The 24,951-nt window shown below is 64.0% G+C and carries 21 protein-coding genes and 1 pseudogene; 14 read left to right on the top strand and 8 right to left on the bottom strand.

Annotation, left to right across the window (positions count from 1 at the left end; all coding sequences use genetic code 11):
- The 5 genes and pseudogenes from IVA92_RS14785 to IVA92_RS14765 form a co-directional block, all read left to right on the top strand.
- Positions 1–125 (top strand): annotated as a pseudogene (locus IVA92_RS14785) (chemotaxis protein CheW); the annotation flags it as partial.
- Between the two features lie 32 nt (positions 126–157).
- Complete coding sequence (locus IVA92_RS14780) at positions 158–544, top strand: response regulator (RefSeq protein WP_027577509.1); 387 nt, start codon at positions 158–160, stop codon at positions 542–544.
- A gap of 61 nt (positions 545–605) precedes the next feature.
- Positions 606–1,484 (top strand): protein-glutamate O-methyltransferase CheR, encoded by an 879-nt coding sequence (locus tag IVA92_RS14775; RefSeq protein ID WP_247279755.1) that lies wholly within the window; start codon positions 606–608, stop codon positions 1,482–1,484.
- Positions 1,485–1,486: 2 nt separating this feature from the next.
- Positions 1,487–1,804 carry a hypothetical protein gene (locus IVA92_RS14770; protein WP_011083221.1) on the top strand — a complete coding sequence of 106 codons (318 nt, stop codon included), beginning with the start codon at positions 1,487–1,489 and terminating at the stop codon, positions 1,802–1,804.
- A gap of 140 nt (positions 1,805–1,944) precedes the next feature.
- Positions 1,945–2,448 carry a response regulator gene (locus IVA92_RS14765; RefSeq protein WP_247279754.1) on the top strand — a complete coding sequence of 168 codons (504 nt, stop codon included), beginning with the start codon at positions 1,945–1,947 and terminating at the stop codon, positions 2,446–2,448.
- 179 nt (positions 2,449–2,627) lie between these two features.
- Here IVA92_RS14765 and IVA92_RS14760 read toward each other — a convergent pair whose 3' ends face one another.
- A complete protein-coding gene (locus IVA92_RS14760) occupies positions 2,628–2,915 on the bottom strand; it encodes a hypothetical protein (protein ID WP_247279753.1) in 288 nt (95 codons plus the stop codon).
- Between the two features lie 149 nt (positions 2,916–3,064).
- On the opposite strand from IVA92_RS14760, the gene IVA92_RS14755 reads away from it, so the two are divergent.
- Complete coding sequence (locus IVA92_RS14755) at positions 3,065–3,700, top strand: response regulator (RefSeq protein ID WP_091897867.1); 636 nt, start codon at positions 3,065–3,067, stop codon at positions 3,698–3,700.
- Between the two features lie 159 nt (positions 3,701–3,859).
- On the opposite strand, the gene IVA92_RS14750 is transcribed toward IVA92_RS14755, so the two are convergent.
- From IVA92_RS14750 to IVA92_RS14740, 3 genes are all read right to left on the bottom strand, one after another.
- Entirely contained in the window at positions 3,860–7,456 is a 3,597-nt protein-coding gene (locus tag IVA92_RS14750) for a PAS domain S-box protein (protein ID WP_247279752.1), read from the bottom strand.
- A complete protein-coding gene (locus IVA92_RS14745; protein WP_247279751.1) occupies positions 7,434–7,862 on the bottom strand; it encodes a response regulator in 429 nt (142 codons plus the stop codon). Before IVA92_RS14745 ends, IVA92_RS14750 begins: the two co-directional genes overlap by 23 nt.
- A 181-nt stretch (positions 7,863–8,043) precedes the next feature.
- Complete coding sequence (locus tag IVA92_RS14740) at positions 8,044–8,760, bottom strand: GntR family transcriptional regulator (protein WP_247279750.1); 717 nt, start codon at positions 8,758–8,760, stop codon at positions 8,044–8,046.
- Positions 8,761–8,860: 100 nt separating this feature from the next.
- Here IVA92_RS14740 and IVA92_RS14735 point away from each other — a divergent pair, with 100 nt between their 5' ends.
- The 5 genes from IVA92_RS14735 to IVA92_RS14715 all read left to right on the top strand — a co-directional run bounded on the left by IVA92_RS14735 (position 8,861) and on the right by IVA92_RS14715 (position 14,075).
- Positions 8,861–9,880 (top strand): ABC transporter substrate-binding protein, encoded by a 1,020-nt coding sequence (locus IVA92_RS14735; protein WP_247279749.1) that lies wholly within the window; start codon positions 8,861–8,863, stop codon positions 9,878–9,880.
- Positions 9,880–10,641 carry an ABC transporter ATP-binding protein gene (locus IVA92_RS14730; RefSeq protein WP_247279748.1) on the top strand — a complete coding sequence of 254 codons (762 nt, stop codon included), beginning with the start codon at positions 9,880–9,882 and terminating at the stop codon, positions 10,639–10,641. Before IVA92_RS14735 ends, IVA92_RS14730 begins: the two co-directional genes overlap by 1 nt.
- A gap of 11 nt (positions 10,642–10,652) precedes the next feature.
- Positions 10,653–11,516 carry an ABC transporter permease gene (locus IVA92_RS14725; RefSeq protein ID WP_247279747.1) on the top strand — a complete coding sequence of 288 codons (864 nt, stop codon included), beginning with the start codon at positions 10,653–10,655 and terminating at the stop codon, positions 11,514–11,516.
- The gene (gene araD, locus IVA92_RS14720; protein WP_247279746.1) at positions 11,513–13,255 is read left to right on the top strand and encodes an L-arabinonate dehydratase; all 1,743 of its coding nucleotides are present in this window, start codon (positions 11,513–11,515) and stop codon (positions 13,253–13,255) included. Before IVA92_RS14725 ends, araD begins: the two co-directional genes overlap by 4 nt.
- A 100-nt stretch (positions 13,256–13,355) precedes the next feature.
- On the top strand, positions 13,356–14,075 hold the full coding sequence (locus IVA92_RS14715; protein ID WP_247279745.1) for a ribonuclease activity regulator RraA: 720 nt from the start codon (positions 13,356–13,358) through the stop codon (positions 14,073–14,075).
- A 251-nt stretch (positions 14,076–14,326) separates the two neighbouring features.
- Here the strand turns inward: IVA92_RS14715 and IVA92_RS14710 are convergent, their stop codons facing one another.
- On the bottom strand, positions 14,327–16,426 hold the full coding sequence (locus IVA92_RS14710) for a S9 family peptidase (protein ID WP_247279744.1): 2,100 nt from the start codon (positions 16,424–16,426) through the stop codon (positions 14,327–14,329).
- Positions 16,427–16,691: 265 nt separating this feature from the next.
- Here IVA92_RS14710 and IVA92_RS14705 point away from each other — a divergent pair, with 265 nt between their 5' ends.
- Both IVA92_RS14705 and IVA92_RS14700 read left to right on the top strand, forming a co-directional pair.
- Positions 16,692–18,128 (top strand): MBOAT family O-acyltransferase, encoded by a 1,437-nt coding sequence (locus IVA92_RS14705; RefSeq protein ID WP_247279743.1) that lies wholly within the window; start codon positions 16,692–16,694, stop codon positions 18,126–18,128.
- Entirely contained in the window at positions 18,128–19,234 is a 1,107-nt protein-coding gene (locus IVA92_RS14700) for a hypothetical protein (protein ID WP_247279742.1), read from the top strand. The genes IVA92_RS14705 and IVA92_RS14700 overlap by 1 nt, the downstream gene beginning before the upstream one ends.
- 168 nt (positions 19,235–19,402) lie before the next feature.
- On the opposite strand, the gene IVA92_RS14695 is transcribed toward IVA92_RS14700, so the two are convergent.
- The 3 genes from IVA92_RS14695 to IVA92_RS14685 form a co-directional block, all read right to left on the bottom strand.
- A complete protein-coding gene (locus IVA92_RS14695) occupies positions 19,403–20,590 on the bottom strand; it encodes an aminotransferase class V-fold PLP-dependent enzyme (RefSeq protein WP_247279741.1) in 1,188 nt (395 codons plus the stop codon).
- A gap of 106 nt (positions 20,591–20,696) precedes the next feature.
- The gene (locus IVA92_RS14690) at positions 20,697–21,428 is read right to left on the bottom strand and encodes a thermonuclease family protein (protein WP_247279740.1); all 732 of its coding nucleotides are present in this window, start codon (positions 21,426–21,428) and stop codon (positions 20,697–20,699) included.
- Positions 21,429–21,700: 272 nt separating this feature from the next.
- On the bottom strand, positions 21,701–23,431 hold the full coding sequence (locus IVA92_RS14685; RefSeq protein ID WP_247279739.1) for a hypothetical protein: 1,731 nt from the start codon (positions 23,429–23,431) through the stop codon (positions 21,701–21,703).
- 418 nt (positions 23,432–23,849) lie between these two features.
- Between IVA92_RS14685 and IVA92_RS14680 the strand changes: the two genes are divergently transcribed.
- Complete coding sequence (locus IVA92_RS14680) at positions 23,850–24,701, top strand: caspase family protein (RefSeq protein ID WP_247279738.1); 852 nt, start codon at positions 23,850–23,852, stop codon at positions 24,699–24,701.
- The last annotated feature ends 250 nt before the right edge of the window (positions 24,702–24,951 follow it).

Here is a 24,951-nt window from a genome sequence, read left to right as displayed (position 1 = left end):
TCAACCTCGACCCCCGCATGGCCAAGCTCGCCGGCGGCGTCCACCGCCTCGACGGCCAGCTCATGGTCGTCCTCGACGTCGATCGCGTCCTCGAGCTCGAAACCAAAGTGCAAATGGCTGCGTGAGCCAACCGAAACATCGAAGCCGGAGAACCGAAATGAAGACGTGTTTGGTGGTCGATGATTCCAGTGTCGTGCGCAAGATCGCGCGCCGGATCCTGGAAGGTCTCGAGTTCGAGGTCACCGAGGCCGAGGACGGGTCGAAGGCGCTCGAAATCTGCCAGCGCAAGCTGCCCGATGCGGTGCTGCTCGACTGGAACATGCCTGTGATGGACGGCTTCGAGTTCATGGGCCACATGCGTCGCCTGCCCGGCGGCGACCAGCCCAAGGTGGTGTTCTGCACCACCGAGAACAACGTGGCTCATATCGCCCAGGCGCTCAGCGGCGGCGCCAACGAGTACATCATGAAGCCCTTCGACAAGGACATTATCGCCGATAAATTCGCTGAAGTTGGTTTGATCCCGGTCGGGCAAGCCATGGTCTGAGTATGTCTGGCCCGCGTGTTTTGGCCAGAGTGTCCCGTGTACAGTTTCGAAGAGGCCATCAGTGACGCCGACCGAGTATGAGTATCTGCGCAAGTTCCTAAAGGATAATTCCGGTCTCGACCTATCCGCAGACAAGCAATATCTGATCGAAAGCCGCCTGCTGCCGCTCGCCCGCAAGGCCGGGTTCTCCGGCATCGCCGAGCTTGTGCAGAAGCTGCAAGCCGGCTCGCGCCCGCTGATCACCGACGTGGTCCAAGCCATGACCACCAACGAGACCTTCTTCTTTCGCGACAAGGTGCCGTTCGATCATTTCCGCGACACGATCATGCCCGAGGTCATCAAGGCGCGCGCCGGCCGCCGCAGCGTGCGCATCTGGTGCGCCGCCGGCTCGACCGGGCAGGAGCCCTATTCGCTGGCGATGTGCCTCAAGGAGATGGGCGCGGCCCTCGCCGGCTGGCGCATCGAGATCATCGCGACGGATCTGTCGCAGGAGGTGCTGGAAAAGGCCAAGGCCGGGGTCTACAGCCAGTTCGAGGTGCAGCGTGGCCTGCCGATCCAGATGCTGGTCAAATATTTCAAGCAGACCGGCGAGACCTGGCAGATCAATCCCGAATTGCGGGCGATGATCCAGCATCGGCAGCTCAACTTGCTGCACGATTTTGCCCAGCTCGGCACCTTCGACGTAATCTTCTGCCGCAACGTGCTGATCTATTTCGACCAGGACACCAAGATCAACATCTTCAACCGTCTGGCGCGCCAGATCGAGCCCGATGGCTTCCTGGTGCTGGGTGCAGCCGAGACCGTGGTCGGACTGACCGACACGTTCAGGCCGATTGCGGAACGGCGCGGCCTCTACAAGCCGAACGATCCGCGCACGGCGGCAGCCAAGCCGGCTCTGGCCGGCGCGGCCCCCCGCCTCGCGGTGATGGCAGGACGCTAAGCATGGCCGAGGATGGAAAAGGTGCGGAGCGCGTGACGTTCAGCCGTGGCTATGACGTCTGCATCATGGCGATCGACGGTACCTGGCGGCGCGACTGCAAGCTCAACGCGATCTCCGATACCGACGCCATCCTCACGGTGGAAGGCTCGATCCAGGGGCTGAACTTGAAAGAGTTCTTCCTGCTGCTGTCGTCAACTGGCCTCGCCTACCGCCGCTGCGAGCTGGTGCGCGTCAACGGCGCCGAGATGGACATCCAGTTCCTGCGTGGCAAGAACCGGAAGAAGCGCGGCGCGGCCGGCGGCCATGACGCCGCGGCCTGATCAGGGCGTGGCTGCCGCCGCGCTTTCCGCCACGTTGCTTTACATTTGCTGAAACATCCGAACCAATTTGCCGAAGCAGCTTTACGTCGTCTAAGCGCGAGCCGTGTAGCCATTGCTGGTCTCAATCTCAGGATACGGCAATGCCCAGAAGCTCTCTCTCTCCGATCCCGTCAAACCTGCCCGACGTCGCCGAGCGGCGTGCGCTTCAGCTCCTGGTGGTCGATGACGACGCCACGCAGCGCAGCCTGATCACGGTCGCCGCCAAGCAGGCCGGCCACGAAGTCACCGTGGCGCCGTCGGTGGCGGAAGCGATCAAGAAGCTCCGCGCCGCGCGCTTCGACTGCGTGACGCTCGATCTCGTGCTGGAAGATGGCGACGGAATCGACGTGCTGCGCGAGATGAAAGAGGCGAAATTCGCCGGCGCTGTGATCGTGATCAGCGGTATGGACGGCAAGCGCCGCAGTGCCGCCCGCAGCTTCGCCCGTTCCGTCGGGATCGAGCTCCAGAGCCTGCCGAAGCCGCTGGATCTCGCGGCCCTGCGCATCAGCCTGGCTAATCTCAGCAAGACCGCGATGGGCTTGCCCGCAATCCACACTTGGGGTGGTGTCGCCACCGAGGCGATCGTGGAACGGCACCGCGCCTGAAGCATGATCCGGACCCGAAGGGCCGCGTTAGCGCAAAGTGCGAAGCGGTTTTCCGAAAAGATCATGCTCAAACAACAGCCTAAAGCGCGATGACGATTGATCCTGATCTCGTCGCGCTTTAGCTGCGGAGCTGCCATGCGATCGGATGCGGCTGCTGCGCCGCCGCGCTGATCGCGATGCTACGCGTCGCTGGATTCCGATAGGCATTGCAGGGCGTGGCGAAGCCCCGCCCGGCAGGCGCCGAGGGCGGCGCTCGCGGTGGCGTATGGGGGCGTGACGTCGTCGAGGATGAAGACGTCCGCGGAACTTTCCGGATCATCGCCGTGTTCTTGATCCATGGCTGCGGCGATCCGGCGCATGCTGGTCTCGATCTGCGCGATCAGCAAGCGAAGGTCAGCCGCAATCAGCTCACGGCTCTCGACTTCGGGCGTTGCGACCAACGGCGGCGTATCGGCCAAATTTAGCATGGATATTCTCCGTCCCCTGCAATTAGGCGCCATGCCGCTACTTGTGCGTTAAGTCCGTGTCCCGTACAAATACGGGTGGGCCGAATCCGCGCCGAACGCCATAACGGTTGGCGCGGACGCGAGTCCTTCATGCCAACCGGATGTGGCACATGGCCGAACAAAGCTCTCGCGGTGAAATCTTCGTGGTCGACGACGACCCTGCCGTTCGCGACACCTTGTCGATGGTGTTGAAGGCGGCGGGCTATGAGGTGATCTGTTTTGCGGACGGCGCAGCGCTGCTCTCCGTCGCGCGAAACCGCACACCGGCTGCGATCCTGCTCGACGTGCATATTCCCGGAAAGTCGGGCCTCGACATTCTCAAGGAATTGCACGGCGAGGACTATCCGGCGCCGATCTTCATGATCTCCGGGCAGGGCGACATCGCGATGGCGGTGGGCGCGATCAAGAGCGGTGCGCTCGACTTCATCGAGAAGCCATTCCGCGGCAGCGAGATTGTCGGCCGACTCGACGAGGCGATCGGCGCCTATGCACGACGGCAGGCGGAGAACGCGTCGCCGAAATTCGGTTCGCTGCATTTCCCCGGACGCGAGCCGTTGACGCGCAGGGAGCGCGAGGTGCTCGAGCAGTTCGCCTCCGGTGCATCCAACAAGGAAGCCGGCCGTACGCTCGGCATCAGCCCGCGTACCATCGAGGACCACCGCGCCAACATCATGAAGAAACTCGGCGCGCGCAATGCCGCCGACCTGATCCGCATCGTGATGACCGCAGCCCAGCGCGCGTCGTAGGACGAGATCTCTCTTTCGTGCCCCGGACCCAGCGCGTCACGCAGTGATGCGCTGCCGAGCCGGTGTCCATCTTTTCAACTGATCGCAAGAAGTTCTGGGTTCCGACTGTGCGGCGCAGCGTTCTACGTTGCGCACTTGTCCGGGACACGCGAACATGCCTCACTCGCTCAATGCCTTTCGGATGATCCGCGCCAGATCGGACTTGCGATAAGGCTTGGCCAGCAGCAGCACGCCCGCATCCAGCCGGCCATGATGGATGATCGCATTCTCGGTATAGCCGGACGTGTAGACTACCCTGAGATCGGGGCGGGTCTTCTGGAGCTCGTCGGCGAGCTGACGTCCGTTCATCTTGCCGGGCATGATGACGTCGGTGAACAGGAGGTCGAACGGCTTGCCTGCGGCGACGATCGCGAGCGCCTCGGCCGCGTTCGCGGCCTGCAAGGTGACGTATCCCAGCGAATGCAGCTGAGCCAATACGTAGTCACGGACCAGCCGGTCGTCCTCGACCACAAGGATGGTCTCGTGCCCGCCCTCGATTGGCGCCGCCGTCACACCCTCGCCGACCGCCGTCGGTGTCTTGCCCGGCGGCAGGTACATCTTGATCGTGGTGCCGTGGCCTTCCTCGCTGTAGATCTTGATGTGCCCAGCGGACTGCTTGATGAAGCCGTAAACCATTGAGAGTCCGAGTCCGGTGCCCTTGCCCGGGCCCTTCGAGGTGAAGAAGGGATCGAACACCCTGGGCAGCAAGTTCGCAGGGATTCCGGTGCCGGTGTCGCTCACGGCAATCAGCGCGTAGTGCCCCGGCGGTACGTCGTTGGCGCTGGCATAGACCTCGTCGAGATAGGCGGCGCCCGTCTCCAGGATCAGCTTGCCGCCGCCTGGCATGGCATCGCGGGCATTGAGCGCGAGGTTGAGGATGGCAGTGGTGAGTTGGTTGGGATCGACGATCGCGACGCAGCTCTCGTCCTCGAATGCCGATTCGATCTGGATCTGCTCGCCCAGCGTCGGGCGCAGCAGTTTCGCGGTGTCCACGATCAGCGAGTTGATGTCGACCTCGCGCGGCTGGAGCGGCTGCTTGCGCGCGAAGGCGAGCAGGTGCTGGGTCAGATCGGCGCCGCGCGCGGCCGCCTCGTCGATCATCTTGGTGATGGCCGCGAGTTGCGGCTCCTTCTCGACCGCCTCCGCCAGGATCTCGATGGTTCCGGTGATGACGGTGAGGATGTTGTTGAAGTCGTGCGCCACGCCGCCGGTAAGCTGGCCTACGGCCTCCATCTTCTCGGCATGACGGATGCGCTCCTCGGCGGCGATCTTGTCGGTGAGGTCGCGGTAGAAGACGTTGAACAGCAGGCCCTCGCGGCGCTTCAGCGCGGTGACGCTGAGCTCGGCCCTGAACTCCTTGCCGTCGCGGCGGCGGCACATTAGCTCGCGGCGCCGATTCAACGTCCTGTCGCCCTCGTTTTCCAGGAAGTGCTTCAGGCCGGTCCAGACCCTTTCGCGTTCGCTTTCGGCGACGATCAGATCGATCGTGTTCTTGCCGAGCACCTCGTCGCGGCGCCAGCCGAACAGCCGTTCGGCTTGCGAATTCCAGTTCAGGATGCTGCCGGTCTCGTCGGTCTGCACGAACGCATCGAGCGAGGTCTCGACGATGTTGCGGGCGAGACGTTCGCTCTCGCGCAGCGATTCCTGCGCGAGCCGCGCCTCCGTCATGTCGCGTCCGACGAAGAAGAAGCGCTGCGCCTGCTCGGACCAGTTGCCGAGCCAGGACAGCCAGACCTCGTGTCCGTTCTTGTGGAAGCAGCGCGTATCAGCGAGCTTCGGCCGCTCACCGCGCCGCATCACGCGCATGTTCTGGCGAGACTGCTCCAGATGGTCGGGATGAACGAAGTCGGCGCCGTTGCGGCCGATCATCTCCTCCGGCGGGTAGCCGAGAATGGCCTCGCTGCTCGGGCTGATCTGCGCGATGTGGCCGTGCGCGTCCATCACCATGATCAGGTCCTGCGACGTCTCGAAGATCTGCCGCCGCTCCTCGAGCTGCTGCTGCAGCGCCCGTTCGGCCCGCCGCGCCTCGGTGAGGCTGCGCGCAGATCCGGAGGCACCGACGATCTCGCCCGACGGTCCCCTGATCGGCGAGAGGCTGAGCGAGATCTCGACCGGAGTGCCGTCCTTGCGCAAGCGCACCGTCTCGAACCGTTCTATTGGTTCGCCCCGGGCGATCCGCTGCAAATAGAGCTTGCCCTGCTCGCGGCGATCGGCAGGTACGATGATCGCGGTGGATTTCCCGATCGCCTCGTCCGCCGAATAGCCGTAGAGGCGTTCGGCAGCCGGATTCCAGCCCGTGATGATCGCATCGAGCGTCTGCATCACGATCGCATCGTCGGATGATTCCACTGCGGCGCTGAACAAGCGCTCGCGCGCCGCATGATGGCTTCGGGCTGCCTCGGTGCGGCGATGCTCCTCGATCTCGCGTTGGAGCGCGGCCGTTTTCGCCCGGGTCTCCTCAACCATCTGGGCAAAGGCCCGTGCCAGCACGCCGGTCTCGCCGCTGGCATCGACCGGTATGTCCGCGGGACGCCCGTCGCCGATGGCTTCCACGGCCGCGGTCAGGCGCCCGATCGGGCGCGTCAGCGAGCGCGCCAGGAGCACCGCGAGTAAAGCTGCAGCGAGCACGGCAAGCCCGCCGACGAGCAAGGACGTTCTTTGAATGGCTGCCGGCACGAGGCCGAACACCGGCGGGGGAATCGTCTCGATGATCGCAACCCATTCCTTGCCCACGAGCAGCGCCGGCGCGATGGCAGCCCCGCTCGGGCGGCCCGATCCGTCGGTCATGAGCCGCGTGGATCCTTCCAGCGTCCCGGCCAAGGCTGCAAAATATGGAAAATCCTTGCGCCAGTCGTTGGGACGATCATGCAATGCGCCGAATTCCCGCGTGCGATCGGGATGGACGAGATAGTCGCCGCGCGAATTCACGACGTAGATCTCTCCTCCTGAGGCAGCCGTCGCTCGGACGCGCTCGAGGGCCGGACGCATGTCGATATTGGCAATGATGATGCCGAACGGCCTGCCGTCCGACGTGAACAGGGGTGTGGCGACGCGCAACGTCGGAACGTGGGAGGCGGTGGTTCCCCCCTGGCGCGTGGCGAGATTGATCGGGGAAACATAGATTTCACCCGCCGCCAGTCGAATCGTCTCCTGGAAGTAGGTTCGTTCGCCCTTGCGCTCCAATTCGTCGCTGGGGACGATCCGCGCCTTTCCATTCGGGCCGGAGCGATCGACGCGGACCAGCTCGCGCTGGTCGTCGTCCAGACCGATGATGCGAAACTGGCCGTAGCTGGGCTTGGCGTCGATCTCGGCGGCGAGCCGCGCGGCGATGCGCTCGCGCCAGGTTTGTTCCGAAACTCCGTCGGATGGGTCGATGCCTCCACCAATGCGAGCGCGGATCAGGCCGTTGATGGCTGCGGCCGAGCGGTAGCCGAGCAGGTCGCCGCGCGCGCCGGCAACGTAGGATTCGAGATTGGTTGCCAGCAGCCGTGACTGGGCTTCGACGCGTTCCAGCACCCGCGGAATGACGGCTTGGGTGGTGTTGCGATAGCCCAACCATCCGACTGCGGCCACGGTCACCGCCACCAGCAGGATCATCGCGATGGCAAGCCGCGTTGCGAGCGTCATGGGGATATTCACACCGCTTCCCGAATGGCCGCGCCTGTTCCGGCCTGTAACGGAATGAAGCTCCTTGTCATCGCTGGCCGGTGCTGACATCCGGATTCCCCAGCGATGCCGCCTGTGCCGTGCCTAGGCAACCATCGACCGCCGCGAGCAGCGCGCCTGGTCGGAACGGCTTTTGCAGGCTTGCCTCTGCGCCGAGCTTGGTTGCCATCTTCAGGAAATCCGGCTCCGCATAGGCGTCCGGCGCGGCCGAACGGCCGGAAATGACGATGATCGGGATGGCCGGTGCCAGCACCCGGATGTGGCGCATCGTTTCCAGCCCGTCCATGCCGGGCATGAAAATGTCGAGAAACAACAGGTCGAACCGGCTAGCCTCGAACAGCGCTAGTCCCTTGCGGCCATCGCCGGCGACGGTGACGTGATGACCGGCCCTCTCCAGGAGCAGCCGGATCGTGATCTGCACGGCCGCGTCGTCATCCACGATCAGGATGTTGGCCACGTCTGAAATCCTCCGGACCGGATGGAACATTCCCAGCGGCCCAAATCAAATCATCAAACACGAAATTGTTGCGCGGATTCTGCCCAGCCTGCAAGCGCTTCGCGAGCGACACCATTCCGTTCGAGGCCAACCGATCCCGCCAACTATATGCATGCTCTCGTGCATAAGGGGCCCGGGACTCCTAGTCGGTCAGATACTCGGGATAGCGGCTTCGAATCTTGTCCAGCTCGCTCAGCGTGCCCGACAGATGCATGCGCAAATGCTGTTGCGCGGCCTCGGCGTCTCCAGCCTCGATCGCGCGCGTGATCAGTCTGTGGTGACGGACGATGTTCTGGGCCTTGCCAGGCGAGGGCAAATGCAGCCGTCGCAGTCGATCGATATGTCCGCTGCGGCTGCGCACCAGCGTCCAGAGCTCCTGCTTGCCGGCGGCCGCATAGAGCTGCGCGTGAAAATCATTGTCGCCGGCAATGAAGCTCTCGAAGTCGCCGGCCTTGGCGAATTGCTGCTGCAGCGCGATCGCGTGGTCGAGGCGGATGACGAGAGCCGCGTCATGCCTTTCCGCGAGCAGACGGACGATTTCGAGCTCCAGCGCCTGGCGCAGGAAATGCGCCTGCTCGGCGCGACCGACATCGACCCGGCTGACCACGGTCGCGTGCTGCGGAAACACGTCGACGAGCCCTTCTTCCTCCAGCCGCATTAGGGCGTCGCGGATCGGCGTCGAGCTGACGCCGAATTGCGCTGCGAGATCGGTGCGCGACAGCGGCGCGCCTGGCGGCAGCTCGAGCGCGAGAATCGCGTTGCGCAGCCGCTCGAACACCTGCGGCGCGGCCTGCCGGGCCCGGTCGAGCCGCGCGCCGGAGCGGGCGGCGGCACGGGGTGCGGGATGGGTTGATTCCATGGCGACGGCTCCGGCGGGCTTGCCATTGATGCACTAATGCATTAGTGCATCAATGGCAATGGCATCGCACGTCAATGGCGGCCGGAGGAAACGAACAACAATGATGAAGCAATTGCAGAGTGGGTTTGCAGCCATCGCCCTGATCGCCGCGATCACCCTGGCGGGCTCGCCGGCCAAGGCTCAGCAGAAGTCCGAAATCGCGCTGTCGCGTCAGCCCGGCATCTTCTACATGCCGAGCCACATCATGGAGAAGCTGAAGCTGATCGAGAAGCACGCGGCTTCCCTCGGCGTATCCGGTGTCACCACCAAATGGATCACCTTCTCCGGCGGCGGGGCGCAGACCGACGCGCTGCTCGCCGGCGGCGTCGACATCCTCAACACCGGCACCGGCAATCTGCTGCTGCTGTGGGATCGCACCCGCAGCGGCGTGAAGGGCATCGTCGCCACCTCCGCGCAGCCGATGACGCTGATCAGCCGCGACGCCAACATTAAGTCGATCAAGGATTTCGGCCCGGGCGACAAGATCGCGGTGCCGACCGTGAAGGTTTCGACCCAGGCGATCGTGCTTCAGATCGCGGCCGCCGAGGCTTTTGGTGCCGACCAATGGTCGAAGTTGGATGCCAGCACCGTGCAGCTCGGTCACCCCGACGCCTATGCGGCGCTGTCCAACCCCAAGCATGAGGTGCACAACCACTTCTCGATCCCGCCCTTCACCTTCCTGGAGCTGAAGAACGTGCCGGGTACGCATGTGGTGCTGTCGTCGCCCGACGTGATGGGCGGCCCGCTCAGCCAGGCCCAATTCTTCACCACGACGAAGTTTGCCGACGCCAATCCAAAAATCATCCAGGCCGTGCGCGACGCCACCAAGGAAGCGCAGGATCTGATCCGCAGCGATACCAAGCAGGCGGTCGAGATCTACAAGGAGATCACCGGCGACAAGACATCGGTGGAAGAGCTGCTCGATCTCCTGAAGGAGCCCGGCATGATGGAGTGGAATCTCGAGCCGCAGGGCACGATGAAATTCGCCGCCCATCTCTACAAGACCGGAACGCTGAAGAATCAGCCCAAGGCCTGGACGGATTACTATCTTCCCGTCGCCCACGATCTGAAGGGCAACTGATGGCACTGCTCGACGTCAGCGGCGTGACGCTGCGCTACAAGACCTCCAGTGCCGTCGTCACCGCCACGGAAAAAGTGAGCTTCACCGTCGATCGGTCCGATCGCTTCGTGTTGCTCGGTCCCTCCGGCTGCGGCAAGTCGACCCTGCTCAAGGCCGTCGGCGGCTACATGATTCCGGGCGAAGGCCGCATGACCATCAACGGCCGCGAGATCGTTGGTCCCGGCGCCGACCGCATGATGATCTTCCAGGAGTTCGACCAGCTCCTGCCCTGGAAGACCGTGCTCGCCAATGTGATGTTCCCGCTGCTCACTGCGAGAAAGCTGTCGCGCAAGGACGCCGAGGCGAAAGCGCAAGCCTATATCGAAAAGGTCGGCCTCACCCGCGTTGTCGATGCCTATCCGCACACGCTCTCCGGCGGCATGAAACAGCGCGTCGCGATCGCGCGCGGCATGGCGATGGAGCCGGACATCCTGCTGATGGACGAGCCGTTCGCCGCGCTCGACGCGCTGACGCGCCGGACCTGCCAAGACGAGCTGCTCCAGCTCTGGAGCGAAACCAAGTTCACCGTGCTGTTCGTGACCCACTCGATCGCGGAGGCGATCCGCATCGGTAACCGCATCCTCTTGCTGTCGCCGCATCCCGGCCGCGTCAAGGCCGAGGTGGTCGATGTCGACAAGGTCTCCAATGGCGACGGCAGCGCCGGCCGGCTCGAGAAGGAGATCCACGATCTCCTGTTCGCCTCCGAAGCCGTGGCGCATTGAGGGAGTCTCTGATGGGTGAAGCGAGAATCCTGCTGCGCGACGCTTCGGCTGCCGCATCTACCGGCGCCGGCGACGTCGAGCGCAAGCTCAGCGTGCCTGAGCTGCTGTGGAACGACGGTTTCGTCCGCAAGACCGTTATTATCCTGTTCCTCGCGGCGGTCTGGGAGGCCTACGGCGTCACCCTCGACAATCCCCTGCTGTTTCCGACGTTGCACGACGCCTTCGTCACGCTGTTCGAGCGCGTCAAGGACGGCACCATTCCGATGCGGGCCTGGACCTCGCTGAAGGTGCTGTTCATGGGCTACTCGGCCGGCATCGTGCTGGCGGCGATCTTCACCGTGCTCGCCATCTCCACCCGCATCGGCACCGACTTCCTCGAGACCGTGACGGCGATGTTCAACCCGTTGCCGGCAATCGCGCTGCTGCCACTGGCGCTGATCTGGTTCGGCCTCGGCAACGGCAGTCTCGTCTTCGTGCTGATCCATTCGGTGCTGTGGCCGGTCGCGCTCAACACCCATTCCGGCTTCAAGAGCGTGTCCAACACGCTGCGCATGGTCGGCCGCAATTACGGCCTGCGCGGTCTGCCTTACGTCGCCAAGATCCTCATACCCGCGGCCTTCGGCTCGATCCTCACCGGCCTCAAGATCGGCTGGGCGTTTGCCTGGCGCACGCTGATCGCGGCCGAGCTGGTGTTCGGCGTGTCCTCGGGCCAGGGCGGCCTCGGCTGGTTCATCTTCGAGAACCGCAATCTGCTCGACATTCCTGCCGTCTTCGCAGGCCTCTTGACCGTGATCATCATCGGGCTCTTTGTCGAGAACCTGATCTTCCGCGCCATCGAGCGGAACACCGTCCAGAAATGGGGCACCCAATCATGACCAAGAACAACAAGAAAACGCCCGACCAGCTCCGCAGCGCGCGCTGGTTCGCGCCCGACGATCTCCGCTCGTTCGGCCACCGCTCTCGCACCATGCAGATGGGCTACGCGCCGGAAGAGTGGAAGGACCGGCCGATCATCGCGATCCTCAATACCTGGTCGGATGCGCAGCCCTGCCACATGCACTTCAAGTCGCGCGTCGACGACGTCAAGCGCGGCATCCTGATGGCCGGCGGCCTGCCGCTGGAGCTGCCGGCACTGTCGCTGTCGGAATCGCTGCTCAAGCCCACCACCATGCTCTACCGCAATCTGCTGGCGATGGACGCCGAGGAATTGCTGCGCAGCCATCCCGTCGACGGCGTGGTGCTGATGGGCGGCTGCGACAAGACGACGCCGGCGCTGCTGCTAGGGGCAACCTCGATGAACATCCCGGCGATCTATCTGCCGGCCGGTCCCATGCTGCGCGGAAATTGGAAGGGCAAGACGCTCGGCTCGGGCTCAGACGGCTGGAAATATTGGGACGAGCGCCGCGCCGGAAAAATCTCCGACAAGGACTGGCTCGACATCGAGGCCGGCATTGCCCGCAGCTACGGCACATGCATGACCATGGGCACGGCCTCGACCATGACGGCGATCGCGGAAGCGATCGGCATGACGCTGCCCGGCGCGTCCTCGATTCCGGCCGCCGATGCCAACCACATCCGCATGGCCTCCGAATGCGGCCGCCGCATCGTCGAGATGGTGTGGGAGGATCTGACGCCGAAGACGATCCAGACACGCCAGGCGTTCGAGAACGCGCTTGCGGTCGCGATGGCGATGGGGTGCTCGACCAATGCCATCATCCATCTGATCGCTCAGGCCCGCCGCGCCGGCCAAGACATCAGCCTTGACGATTTCGAGATCGCGAGCCGCAAGGTACCTGTGATCGCTAACGTGCGGCCGAGCGGCGATACGTACCTGATGGAGGATTTCTTCTATGCCGGCGGCCTGCCGGCGCTGATGGGCCAGATCAAGCCGCATCTGCATCTCGACTGCGTTACGGTCACCGGCAAGACGCTGGGCGAGAACATCGAGGGCGCCGAGGTCCACAATGCCGATGTGATCCGCTCGGTCGACAATCCCATCTACAAGGAAGGCGCGCTCGCCGTGCTCAAGGGCAATCTCGCGCCCGACGGCTGCGTCATCAAGCCCTCCGCCTGCGCGCCGCGCTTCCTCAAGCACACCGGACCTGCGCTGGTGTTTGACGATTATCCCGCGATGAAGAAGGCGGTCGACGATCCCAATCTCGACGTCACCGAGGATCACATCCTGATCTTGCGCAATGCCGGGCCGCAGGGCGGACCGGGCATGCCGGAATGGGGCATGCTGCCGATCCCGACAAAACTCGTGAAGCAGGGCGTGCGCGACATGGTGCGCATCTCGGATGCACGCATGAGCGGCACCAGCTATGGCGCCTGCATCCTGCACGTTTCGCCTGAGTCCTATATCGGCGGCCCGCTGGCGCTGGTCCGGAACGGCGATCGCATCACGCTCGACGTTGCCGCGCGCACCATCAATCTCGATGTCTCCGAAGCCGAGCTGGAAAAGCGCCGCGCCGCCTGGAAACAGCCCGAGCCCCGCTTCGAGCGCGGCTATGGCTGGATGTTCACAAAACACATCAAGCAGGCCAATGACGGCTGCGACTTCGACTTCCTCGAGACAGATTTCGGCGCGCCGGTCGGCGAGCCTTCGATTTTCTAGTTTCACCGTCGTTCCAGGGCGATGCGAAGCATCGAACCCGGAACCTCGAGATTCCGGGCTCGCTTCGCGCCCCGGAATGACGAACGAGAGAAAGCACGCCATGACCAAACTTTCCGAAGCCACCCGCAATAAGCTCAAATCCGTCTCCACCGCCACGGTCGCCACCGCGCTGTTCAAACGCGGCCTGCGCATCCAGATGATCCAGGATGTGCATCCCCTCAGTCCCGACCAGCCGACCATGGTTGGCGAGGCCTTCACGCTGCGCTACATGCCGGCGCGCGAGGATCTCAACACCATCGACGTCTTCAAGGACCGCTCCCATCCGCAACGCAAGGCGGTCGAGGATTGTCCGCCCGGGGCGGTGCTGGTGATGGACAGCCGCAAGGACGCGCGCGCGGCTTCGGCAGGAGCGATCCTGGTGACTCGCTTGATGAAGCGCGGCGTCGCCGGTGTCGTCACCGATGGCGGCTTTCGCGATTCCGCCGAGATCGCGAAACTCGGCTTCCCCGCGTTTCATCACCGCCCCTCGGCGCCGACCAATCTGACACTGCATCAGGCAATCGAGATCAACGTGCCGATCGGCTGCGGCGATGCGCCGGTGTTCCCCGGCGACGTCATTCTCGGCGATTCCGACGGTGTCATCGTCATCCCCGCGCATCTCGCCGACGAGATCGCCAACGAGACGTTTGAGATGACGGCATTCGAGGACTTCGTCACTGAGGAAGTCGGCAAAGGCCGCAGTATTTTTGGTCTTTACCCCGCGACCGACCCGCAGACGCTGACTGATTTCGCGGAGTGGCGGACGAAGAACGGGCGCTAATTTCTTCGCTTGTTCCCGTTGCGCTGGCAATGGCACATAGGAGCGATTTCGTCTGTGGCCATCCTTCGAGACGCCCGCCGTTGGCGGGCCCTCAGGATGAGGAAGCGAGTGTGCGGCGGCAGTTCAACGAGTACCAACGCTGCCTAGCCTCATCCTGAGGAGACCGCGAAGCGGGCGCCTCGAAGGACGAGGCGCGCGCTCAGGTCGCGCTAAACGCCATATGGTTGCCGGAAAGGGGGAGAGGCAGAAGATCACGCTTCCGCCATCCCCGCCGCCCACAGTGCGAATGCGTAGACGATCGCGACTTCATCGAGCCGGTCGAAGCGGCCCGAGGCGCCGCCATGGCCGGCCCCCATGTTGGTACGCAGCAACACCGGGCCGCCGCCGGTCATGGTCGCGCGCAGGCGCGCGATCCATTTCGCAGGCTCCCAATAAGTGACGCGCGGATCGGTCAATCCGCCCATCGCCAGGATCGCCGGATAGTCCTTCGCCGCGATATTGTCATAAGGCGAGTAGGACAGGATGGTGCGAAAATCCTTCTCGCTTTCGATCGGGTTGCCCCATTCCGGCCATTCCGGCGGCGTCAGCGGCAGCGTGTCGTCGAGCATGGTGTTGAGCACGTCGACGAACGGCACTTCGGCAACGATGCCGGCGAACAGTTCGCCGGCGCGATTGGCAACCGCGCCCATCAGCATGCCGCCAGCCGAGCCACCATGGCCGATAATGCGTTTGGCGCTGGTGTATTTCGCATCAATCAGCGCCCGGGCGCTGGCGGCAAAATCGTCGAACGAATTCGTCTTCTTCTCGCGCTTGCCGTCGAGATACCAGCCCCAGCCCTTGTCGGCGCCGCCGCGGATATGGGCGATGGCATAGACGAAGCCGCGGTCGACCAGCGACAGCCGGTTGGCGCTGAAAGAGGCCGGCATCGCCATGCCGTAGGAGCCGTAACCATAGAGCAGCAGCGGCGCCGAGCCGTCCAGCGTGAACCCACGACGATGCAGGATCGACACCGGCACCTCGGCGCCGTCATGCGCCTTCGCCATGATGCGCGTAGTGACGTAGTCGGCGGCATCATGGCCGGACGGAATCTCCTGACGCTTGCGCAAGGTGCGGGTGCGCTTGACCATGTCGTAATCATAGACCTCCGACGGCGTCGTCATCGACGAATAGGCGAAACGCAGATTTGTCGTCTCGAATTCGTAGGAGCCCATCGTGTCCAGCGAATAGGCGGCTTCGTCGAAGGCGATGGCGTGCTCCTCGTTCGAGGCGAGATCGCGGATCACGATCGCCGGCAGCGCATTGGCGCGCTCGAGCCGTACCAGATGTCCGGCATAGAGATCGAGGTCGATGATGTAGATGCCGGGACGATACGGGATCAGGTCGCGCCAGGTCTTGCGCTCGGGCGCGCCGAGCGGCGCCGTGACGATCTTGAAGTCGATGGCGTCGTCGGCATTGGTGAGAATGAAGAGCTCGTCGCCGCGATCGGCCAGCGAATATTGCACGCTCTCTTCGCGCGCTGCGACCAGGCGCGGCGGCGCCTCGGGATTTGCGAGGTCGATCAGCCGTTGCTCGGAGGTCTCGTGGTCGCCGCCGGCGATCACGCAGAAGCGGCCGCTGGTGCTCTCGTGCAGGTGGGTGAACCAGCCGGCATCCTGCTCCTCATAGACGAGTGTGTCGTCGGCCTGCTTGGTGCCGAGCCTGTGCCGCCACACCTGCATCGGCCGATGATTGTCGTCGAGCTTCACATAGAAGAAGCTCTTGCAATCTTTGCTCCAGACGATGCCGCCGTCGGTCTCCTCGACGATATCGTCAAGGTCCTTAGCCGTAGCCCAATCACGCACGCGGATCGAAAAATATTCGGAGCCCTTGGTGTCGGCGCTCCAGGCCTGGAGCTTGTGGTCGTGCGAGTGCCGGCTGCCGCCGAATTTGAAGTATTTGTGGTCCTTGGCGAGTGCGTCGCCGTCGAGCACGATCTGACCTTCGCCGCCGTCGCGCGGCATGCGGCCGAACAGCTCGTGCTGCCCGCCCTCGCGAAACCGGCGGAAATAGGCGAAGGGACCGTCGGGCGAGGGCACGCTGGAATCGTCCTCCTTGATCCGCCCCCGCATCTCGCGCACCAGCGTCTTCTGGAGAGTGGCGGTGTGGCCAAGCAGGCTCTCGGTGTAGACGTTCTCCTCATCCAGATATTTGCGGATGTCGGGATCGAGCACGCTGGGATCGCGCAAAACCTCCTGCCACTTCTCGTCCTTCAGCCAGGCATAGTCGTCGGTCACGGTGATGCCGTGCCGCGTGAAGGAATGCGGCCGGCGCGGGGCGACGGGCGGCTGGGAAGGTGTTTTGGCCTGTGTCACTCGATCCTCGTTCATGTCTCGTCGGAACCCAGATCGTCATGCGCGGGCTTGACCCACGCATCCATCAAGAACGAAGTTCGGAGTGATGGATTGCCGGGTCAAGCCCGGCAATGACGGCCATGGGCGGCGGCAGGTCGCGCATCATATGGCGACGGGACCGCGAATTGCTAGCGCAGCTAGCGGCAAGGACCGTGCCAGCTCACCGGGTTGTTGACCTCGCCCTGGTATGCTTTACGGCCCATATCCCCGCCGCCGGTGCAGCCTGATGCTGTTCAATTCCTATCCGTTCATCCTGCTGTTCCTGCCGCCCGTGTTGGCTGGCTACTTCTGGCTCGGGCGGCGCAGCAATCTGGCGCCGGTGATCTGGCTGGCGGCGGCCTCGCTCGCTTTTTACGCCATCGGCAGCTGGCAATTCCTGGCCCTGTTGCTGATCTCGATCGCCTTCAACTATGGCGTCGGCCATCTCCTCATCGTGGCGAAGCTCACGTCGCCGCACCGAAAGGCGGCGCTCGCTCTTGGTGTCATCGGCGATCTCCTCGTGCTCGGCATCTTCAAATATGCCGGCTTCGTCACCGAGAACATCAATGCTCTGGTCGGCACGCATTTCGCGGTCCACATCCTGCTGCCGGTCGGCATCTCCTTCTACACGTTCACCCAGATTGCGTTCCTGGTGGACGCTTATCGCGGGCAGGTCGCGGCCTATGCGCTGCCGCACTACGCGCTGTTCGTGACCTATTTCCCGCATCTGATCGCAGGACCGATTCTCCATCACAAGGACATGATCCCGCAATTCGAACGGAAGGAGAGCAAGCTTCCGGATGCGCATCTGATCCTGTGCGGGGTCATCATCTTCGCCATCGGCCTGTTCAAGAAGACGTGTCTTGCCGACGGCATCCAGCCACTGGTTGCGCTCGCCTTCGAGACGCGCTCGCCGAGCTTTGACCAGGCCTGGTGTGGTGCGCTCGCCTACACGCTCCAGCTTTATTTCGACTTCTCCGGCTATTCCGACATGGCGATCGGGATTTCGCTGATGTTCGGCATCTTCCTGCCGGTGAACTTCAACTCGCCCTACAAGGCCGTCAGCATCGTCGAGTTCTGGCGGCGCTGGCACATGACGCTGTCGCAGTTCTTGCGCGACTATCTCTACATCCCGCTTGGCGGCAATCGCAGGGGCCGTATGCTGCGCTACGTCAATCTGATGCTCACGATGCTGCTCGGTGGGCTCTGGCACGGCGCGGCCTGGACGTTCGTGGTGTGGGGTGCGCTGCACGGCGCCTATCTCTGCATCAATCATGCCTTCAACGCGCTGGTGCCGGACGTTCCATCGCTTCTTGCGAGGCCGGTCCGCATCGCTGGCGCAGTGCTGACCTTCCTCGCCGTCGTCGTCGCCTGGGTGTTCTTCCGCGCCGAGAGCGTTGCCTGGGCGTTGCGGGTGCTCCACGCGATGGCTGATCTCTCGAACATCGTCTTCGGCCGCGAGGAGATCGCAGCGCTGGTGCAGGTCACGATTTACGCCGCACTGGTGTGGCTGGCGCCGAACACGCAAGGCATCATGGGATACGATCACGCCAGCCGCAGGGTCGGCGAGCACTTGCGGGCAGGGCGGATGCGGCCGCTGGTGCTCTATGGGGCATCGCTGGTGCTCGCGTTCGGCATTCTGGGTATCCAGAGCCACAGCGAATTCATCTATTTCCGGTTCTGATGCGCACGCCGTTCACACACCTAAGGCGTCTTCTGCTCGCGAGCATTGCGTGCGTTCTGGGCGCGGCGGCACTCAACTACGTCGTCGATCCCCTGCAACTGTTCCGCCCTTCGTACCTCGTCGCAGCCTTCTATTCCGAGGACACGCGCGTGCAGAATGCCGGGCTGATCCGCAGCCAGTCGTTCGACACCGCCTTCATGGGCACCTCACTCGCGATCCATTTCCGCCAGAGCGAGATCGATCGTGCGCTCGGCGTCCGTTCGCTCAAGCTGGCGATGACCGGCTCCAATTCGCGCCAGCAGGCTTTTGTGCTGGAACAGGCCATCGAGCGCGGCGCAAAGCGGGTGATCTGGGCGATGGACGACTTCATCTTTATCGATGCCGCCGACATCGAGGCCGATCCCTATCTGTCCGTCGATCTCTATCGCAGGACGGCCAGGGGGATCGGGTCTTATCTTTTCAGCGCTGCGATGGTGAAGGAATCCGGGTTCGCATTGCTGCGATCGGTCCCGCCATTGCGAGAGCCGCTGACCCGGGCGGCGCCCTATCTCCCCCTTAGGTTTGCGCTGTCCGACGTCGATGACATCTACGCGCTGCCGCGGGATTTTGACGTCGCGAGCGGCTACAATGCGCAGCGGACGCTTGCCGCCTTCGCCTACATCACCGCTCCCGCGCGCAGCCGTTTCCTCGGTGAAGGCTATGGTTACGATGCCATGGTGCGGCATTTCGAGTGCGATGCGGTCGGCCTGATCACGCGCCATCCGGACGTGACCTTCGACATCTACTTCCCGCCCTATTCGATCCTGCAATTCGTCGCGATGCGCGATGCATCCCCCGAGACGCTGAAGATCGTCACCGATCTCACCGCACGCAATGCGCAAGTCCTGACGCAGCTTCCCAACGTGCGCCTGCACGATTTCCGCGCGATCAAGGAGGTGACGCACGATCTCCGCAATTACAGCGACGTCATCCACCATTCGCCGGTGATTGATGCGAAGGTGCTGAAGTGGCTGGCGAGTGGGGAGTACGTGGTTGATCCCAGCAAGCCGACTGCATCGCTGGATGAGCTGAAAGCGCAGGTCGAGGCGTATCGCGTCAAGCGCTGATCTTCCCCTCTCCCCTTGTGGGCGAGGATGGCTCACGCCGCGTCGCGGCGAGACGGGTAAGGGGTTTTTACCCTCGAGTCCGTCTGCCGGTACTGCTCGCGGAGACAACCCCTCATCCGGCGCTACGCGCGGCACCTTCTCCCACAAGGGGAGAAGGACAAAGCGCGCCTACACCGCCACTTCCTCGCCGAGATACGCGACGGCCGCTTCCAGCCCGCCCTTGCCGTGCGGGATCTTCAGCGCATTGAGCCCGATCTCGATCACACCCAACGTGCCGAGCAGCATCGGCGCATTCACATGGCCCATATGGGCGATGCGGAAGGCTTGCCCCGAGAGATCGCCGATGCCGGTGCCGAGCACGACGCCGCACTTCTCCTTGCAATAGCGTTGCAGCACGGCCGGATCATGGCCGTTGCTCATGGTCACCGTGGTCACGGTGTTGGAGCGCTCGCTGGCTTCCGCCACGTTGAAGCCGAGCACCTGGCCTTCCGACCATACGTTGACCGCGCGGCGCGCGGCTTCGCCGAGCAGGCTGTGGCGGCGGAACGCGTTCTCCAGTCCTTCCTCGTGCAGGAGATCGATCGCCTGGCGCAGCGCGAACAGCAGATGCACCGGCGCGGTGCCGGCATATTTGCGATAGTGCTCGGTGCCCTCGCGCTCGCTCCAGCTCCAATAGGGCGTCGCCATGTTGGCTGTTTTGTGCACCTCGCGCGCACGCGAATTAGCGGCGACGAAGCCAAGGCCCGGCGGCGTCATCAGACCCTTCTGCGAGCCGGACATGGCGACGTCGATGCCCCATTTGTCCATCTCGAACGGCATGCAGCCGAGCGAGGCGACAGTGTCGACCATGTACAGCGCGGGATGCCCGCTGGCCTTGATCGCCTTGCCGATCGCCTCGATGTCGTTCTGCACGCCAGAGGCCGTGTCGACCTGGACGACGACGACCGCCTTGATGGTGTGCTCCTTGTCGCGGCGCAGGCGCTCCTCGACCTCGTGCGGCCGCACCGCGCGGCGCCAGTCGCCCTTGAGCACCTCGACCTCGGCGCCCATCAGCGCCGCCGCATTGCCCCAGCCGATCGCAAAACGCCCGCTCTCCAGCACCAGCACCTTGTCGCCGCGCGACAGCACGTTGCTGAGCGCCGCTTCCCAGGCGCCGTGGCCGTTGGCGATGTAGATGTAGGACTTGCCCTCGGTCGAAAACAGCTTCGAGATGTCACTGAGCAGGCCCTCGGTCAGGTCGGTCATCTGTTTGGAGTAGATGTCGATCGCCGGACGGTGCATCGCCTGCAGCACCTCGTCGGGCATCGTGGTGGGCCCGGGGATGGCCAGAAATTCCCGGCCCGCGCGAACGGTCATTGCTGTTGGTCCTTGTTTTTGGAGGACAAGCTGGTGGGTCGCTGAATCACACTTTTACGCGGCGGCGCGCCCATAGAAAAGCACGTTAAACGCAGGGCTGTAGCGCTTATCTCCTGGTCTCGCGGCAGCCCGCGGCTTCCGCCTCTTCCACCGAGCAGAACCAGCGGGTGCCCTTGCTGATCTTCATCCTGATCTGGGTGTACCAGCGGCTGCTCGGCTGGTGGTAGATGCATTCGCCGGCGCTGTTGACGTTGCCCTTGATGGTGCAATCAGGCGAAGGCGCGACCGGTCCCGAGGCCGAGGCGAGCAGCACCGCATGGGCGCCGTCGGGCGGCTTGGTGGCGCCCAGGATGGCCGTCTTCTTGTTGCGGACGCGCCAGTCCCAGGGCGCGATGAAGGCGCCCTGCCACATCCCGGCCTTGGCCTCCCGTGCAGCGGCTTCGTCCGCGTCGTAATCATGGGACATGCGGGTGTAGGCCAGCGCCCAGCCGCTGCGCACCAGCCATTTCTGGATGTCCTCGCCGCCGACCTCGCAGCGCGCCACGGTGCGGCCGCGCCGGTCGATGGCGCGGGTGTGGCACACCCAGCTCTTGCCCTCGGTATGTTTGGCGAGCTCGTCACGTGCGGCGACGCCGCAGGTCCAGCGCTCGGTCTTGGTGTTGAGGCAGAGCTGGTCGAGCGCGGGGGCGTCGATGCCGCCGAGCCGCACCCGCGTGTTGCCGATCACCACCGTATCGCCGGCGCGCACTTTTGCCATGCCGGTGATGTCGGCGGCCTGCGCCAGCGAGGGCAAGGATAAGCCGAGCAAGAACAGCGCAATCAGGACTTTTCGCAACATGCCGGTCCGCGTGTGATGAAAATCTCGATAGACCCCGCGATTGTGGTCAGCTTTGGGCCACTCGGCCAGCGCCTGCCTAACAGATGGGCTTTCAACTTCCCGTCATTGTGGCGGCTCACCACTCTCGTGTCCCGGACGCGCTGCAGCGTGAAACGCTGCTGCGCAGAGCCGGGACCCAGAAAATCACGGACATAATTCTTGGTGACATGGGCCCCGGCTCTGCAGCGCACCGCTGAAGAAGCGCTGCGCTGCGTCCGGGGCACGAGACCAGCTCACCCCCGCCCCACCATCGCTCGCCGGGCCACCGCCAGCCCCATCAGCACGAAGGCCGACGTCACCTCCGGCCCGCCGACCAGAATTCGCGTCGGTGTCTTCATCTTGTTCCATTCATAGGCACGGAACGGGCCACGGCGTCCGCCTTCGCCGAGGCCCGCGACGATCACGTTCAGCGCCGGCGCGAAGGCGCGCGGGTCGGCGCCGAGATGGCCGAGCGCGATCAGCGCCAGTGCGGCGTCGAACGCGTTCATCTCGGCGGCCATCAACTCGCCTTTGACGTAGGACAGCACGCGGTGGCGGATGAAATCGAAATCGCCGTGAGGATCGATCGCGGCCTGCGCCGCCAGTGGCAGCGCCAGGAACGCTGCGTAACAACGGCCGAAATAGGCACTGTAGAGCTCCGGCAGATAATAAACGTGCGAGCGCGGATTGGCGAAAGCGCCGCTGGCCGCCAATCGCTTCTGAAAACCGATGATGCGATGCACGGTGGCGAGCCGCGATGGCGTCTCAAGAATCTTCCAGCGCGCCAGGTTGCGGAAGCTGACCTCGAGAACGTCGAGATTGAGCGTCGGATCGAGATCGTTGCCGTAAGGACGCTCGCCCGCGAGATTGTCGATCCAGGTCGCAACGCCACCCTCGTAGTCGATATGGTCGTTCAGCGGCACCGTCACGCGCGGCGCGTTGACGCCGGCGCGGACCTGGTAGCCGGCGTAGAAATCCAAGAGCGGCTGGTCGATGATCGGATCGGTGCAGCCGGCCTGCGTCGCTGCCGAGATCGAGCAGGCCGTGGTGTCGCAATCCGGCACGTAGATTCCGAAGCCGAGATCCTGCTTGATCTGGGCGAAGAAGCGGGAGAAGCGCGGATGCGGTGCCGGCGCGAGCGCCGTGATGACATTGAACCGCGCGCCGTCGATGCCCTCGACCTCCTCGCGGCTGATATTGATGCAGAAATCCACCATATTGGCGATCGCGCGCTCTGCCGCGACCTTGTCGGCGGGTGAGGCCAGTCCGGTCTCGACATAGCTCAGCAGCGCCTCGATGAAGAACGCATCGTAATAGGCCGAGCGGTGGCGGATCTGCACCGGCTCCCACATCGGCTCGGCAACCCCTCGCCAGGGCGGATGGACCACGGCGCGCGCCGGCGAACGCGCGATGAAGACGCGGGCGAGGTTGAACAGCAGCGAGGAGTTCTTGTAGCCGCGCGCGTTGAGGCCCGTGAGCGCCATGATCAGCTCGCGTCCGCGACAATCGGGATCACCGATCAGGTTGAAGGCGGCGTAGGTCGGCAGGAAACCGTTCTTGCGGTACGAGCCGAGCAGGTGCTGTGCGCAGTCGCGGATCACGCCGTCGATCTGCGATTGTTGCGGCGCCTTGCCGACGAACATGGCCGGCGGCGGCCTGGGATGGTCGAGCGCGATGCTGTCGACGAGATCGGCCACGGGCTGGCCGACGGCCGCCCAGTCGGGCTCGGCCTCGTCGCGGGCATGGGCGAGCGCTTGGCGCAGCGCCGTCAGCCTCGCTTCGTCGCGCAGCTCGGGCAGTCCGGCCCGTCGCAGCAGCATCCGTAGCGCGGGATTGCCGAGCGCAGTCTTGTAGAATTTGGCCAGATGCGGATCGCCGCTGGCCTGAGCCGCCAGCACGGGATCGCACACCTCGTAAAGCGAGGGGCCGTCCTTCCGCGCCGTCAGCGCCCGGCAGGCGGCGCCGGCAAAATATTGAAAGCTCATGAAATACCTGGTCGCGGGGCATGGGCCGGGGGCCGGCCGGCACGCTCCCAGCCGCGCGCCACCCCCTGCAAGTCGTTGAAAAAGCTACCCGGATTCGCAGGAAATACAAATGTGATGGGAGTCACAGAAAAAGCCGGGACGAAGGCTGCCTGATGCCGCCCCGGAAGGCTACGGGGAGCAAAAAATGGATAAATCCAGGTCGGAGGATTACTAACATCTTCAGCGACTTAGCTCGAATTTTGAGCAATCTATTGCCCGGGAGCCTATATGCGGTTAAAGGTTTGTTTGGTGCGGCGCCGCAAATTGCGCGCAATTCGGGGGCACATCCCCGGCCGATCCCTCAAACCTAAAGACGCTATCGCGCTACTCAAACAGTGTGCGCGCGCTTGGCTGGTCTTTGGCACAGGAACGAACCGAGATGAATGTAAGGCAGCTCGACCTCTCCAGACGCACGATTGCCGTTGCCGCCGCCCTCATCGGCACGGTGTCGCTCGTGATCGGCGCCCATGCTGCTCTCAACATGCGGGCGATCGATGCCGCCAAAGCCGTCTCGACCGACCAGATCACGGGCTCGATCGGCCAGGCCACGCATCTGGCGCTGGTCATCGGCAATGGACATTATCCTGACGCCAACGCGCCGCTGACGCAGTCGATCAACGACGCCCGCGCGCTCTCGTCGTCCCTGCGCAAGAACGGCTTTGACGTCGACATGGTGGAAGACGCAACCAAGGACGACATGGTCCGCGCCGTCAACCGCCTGAAGTCCCGGATCAATCGCGACAGCGTCGTCATGCTGTTCTTCGGCGGCTACGGCGTGCAGGCCGGCCGCGAGAGCTACATGCTGCCGATCGATGCCGTGATCTGGAAGGAAAGCGACGTCCGTCGCCATGGCGTCTCCATCGACGGCGTGCTCGAGATGATGAAGGAGCAGGGCGCCAAGGCCAAGCTCGTCGTCGTCGACGCCTCTCGCCGTAACCCTTACGAGCGCCGCTTCCGTTCCTACAGCCACGGCCTCGCGCCGATCAGCGCGGCCGACAACGCCTTGATCCTCTCCTCGGCCTCGCCCGGCAAGGTCGTCGACGACGGCAAGGGCGAGCACAGCGTGCTCGTCAGCGAGCTTCTCAACAACCTCAATGCGCAAGGTAGCAGCGCCGAAAGCGTCTTCAACAAGACCCGCGTCGCCATCTCCCGCGCCAGCGAAGGCGACCAGGTCCCGAGCATCTCGTCGTCATTGCTCGAGGACGTTCGTTTCGGCGAAGCCGGCGGCTAGTTTTTCTTACCCTCCCCTGGAGGGGGAGGGTCGACCGCGCGCAGCGCGAGCGGGTGGGGTGATCTCTCCCCACGAACAGTGCCCGTGCCGAGAGATCACCCCACCCCGCTTCGCATTTCGCTACGCTGCATGCGAAGCGACCTCCCCCTCTAGGGCAGGGGAATCGCATGTGAGCGTTCTCTGTAAGGCATTGCGAATTGGGCAGAAATCGATTCTGAAGGTGGCTCCTGAGTTGGAAGGAGCGGCCGAT

It is taken from the genome of Bradyrhizobium sp. 154 (assembly GCF_023073875.1).
GTDB lineage: Bacteria > Pseudomonadota > Alphaproteobacteria > Rhizobiales > Xanthobacteraceae > Bradyrhizobium.
This window is presented reverse-complemented; position numbering and strand designations above follow the sequence as displayed.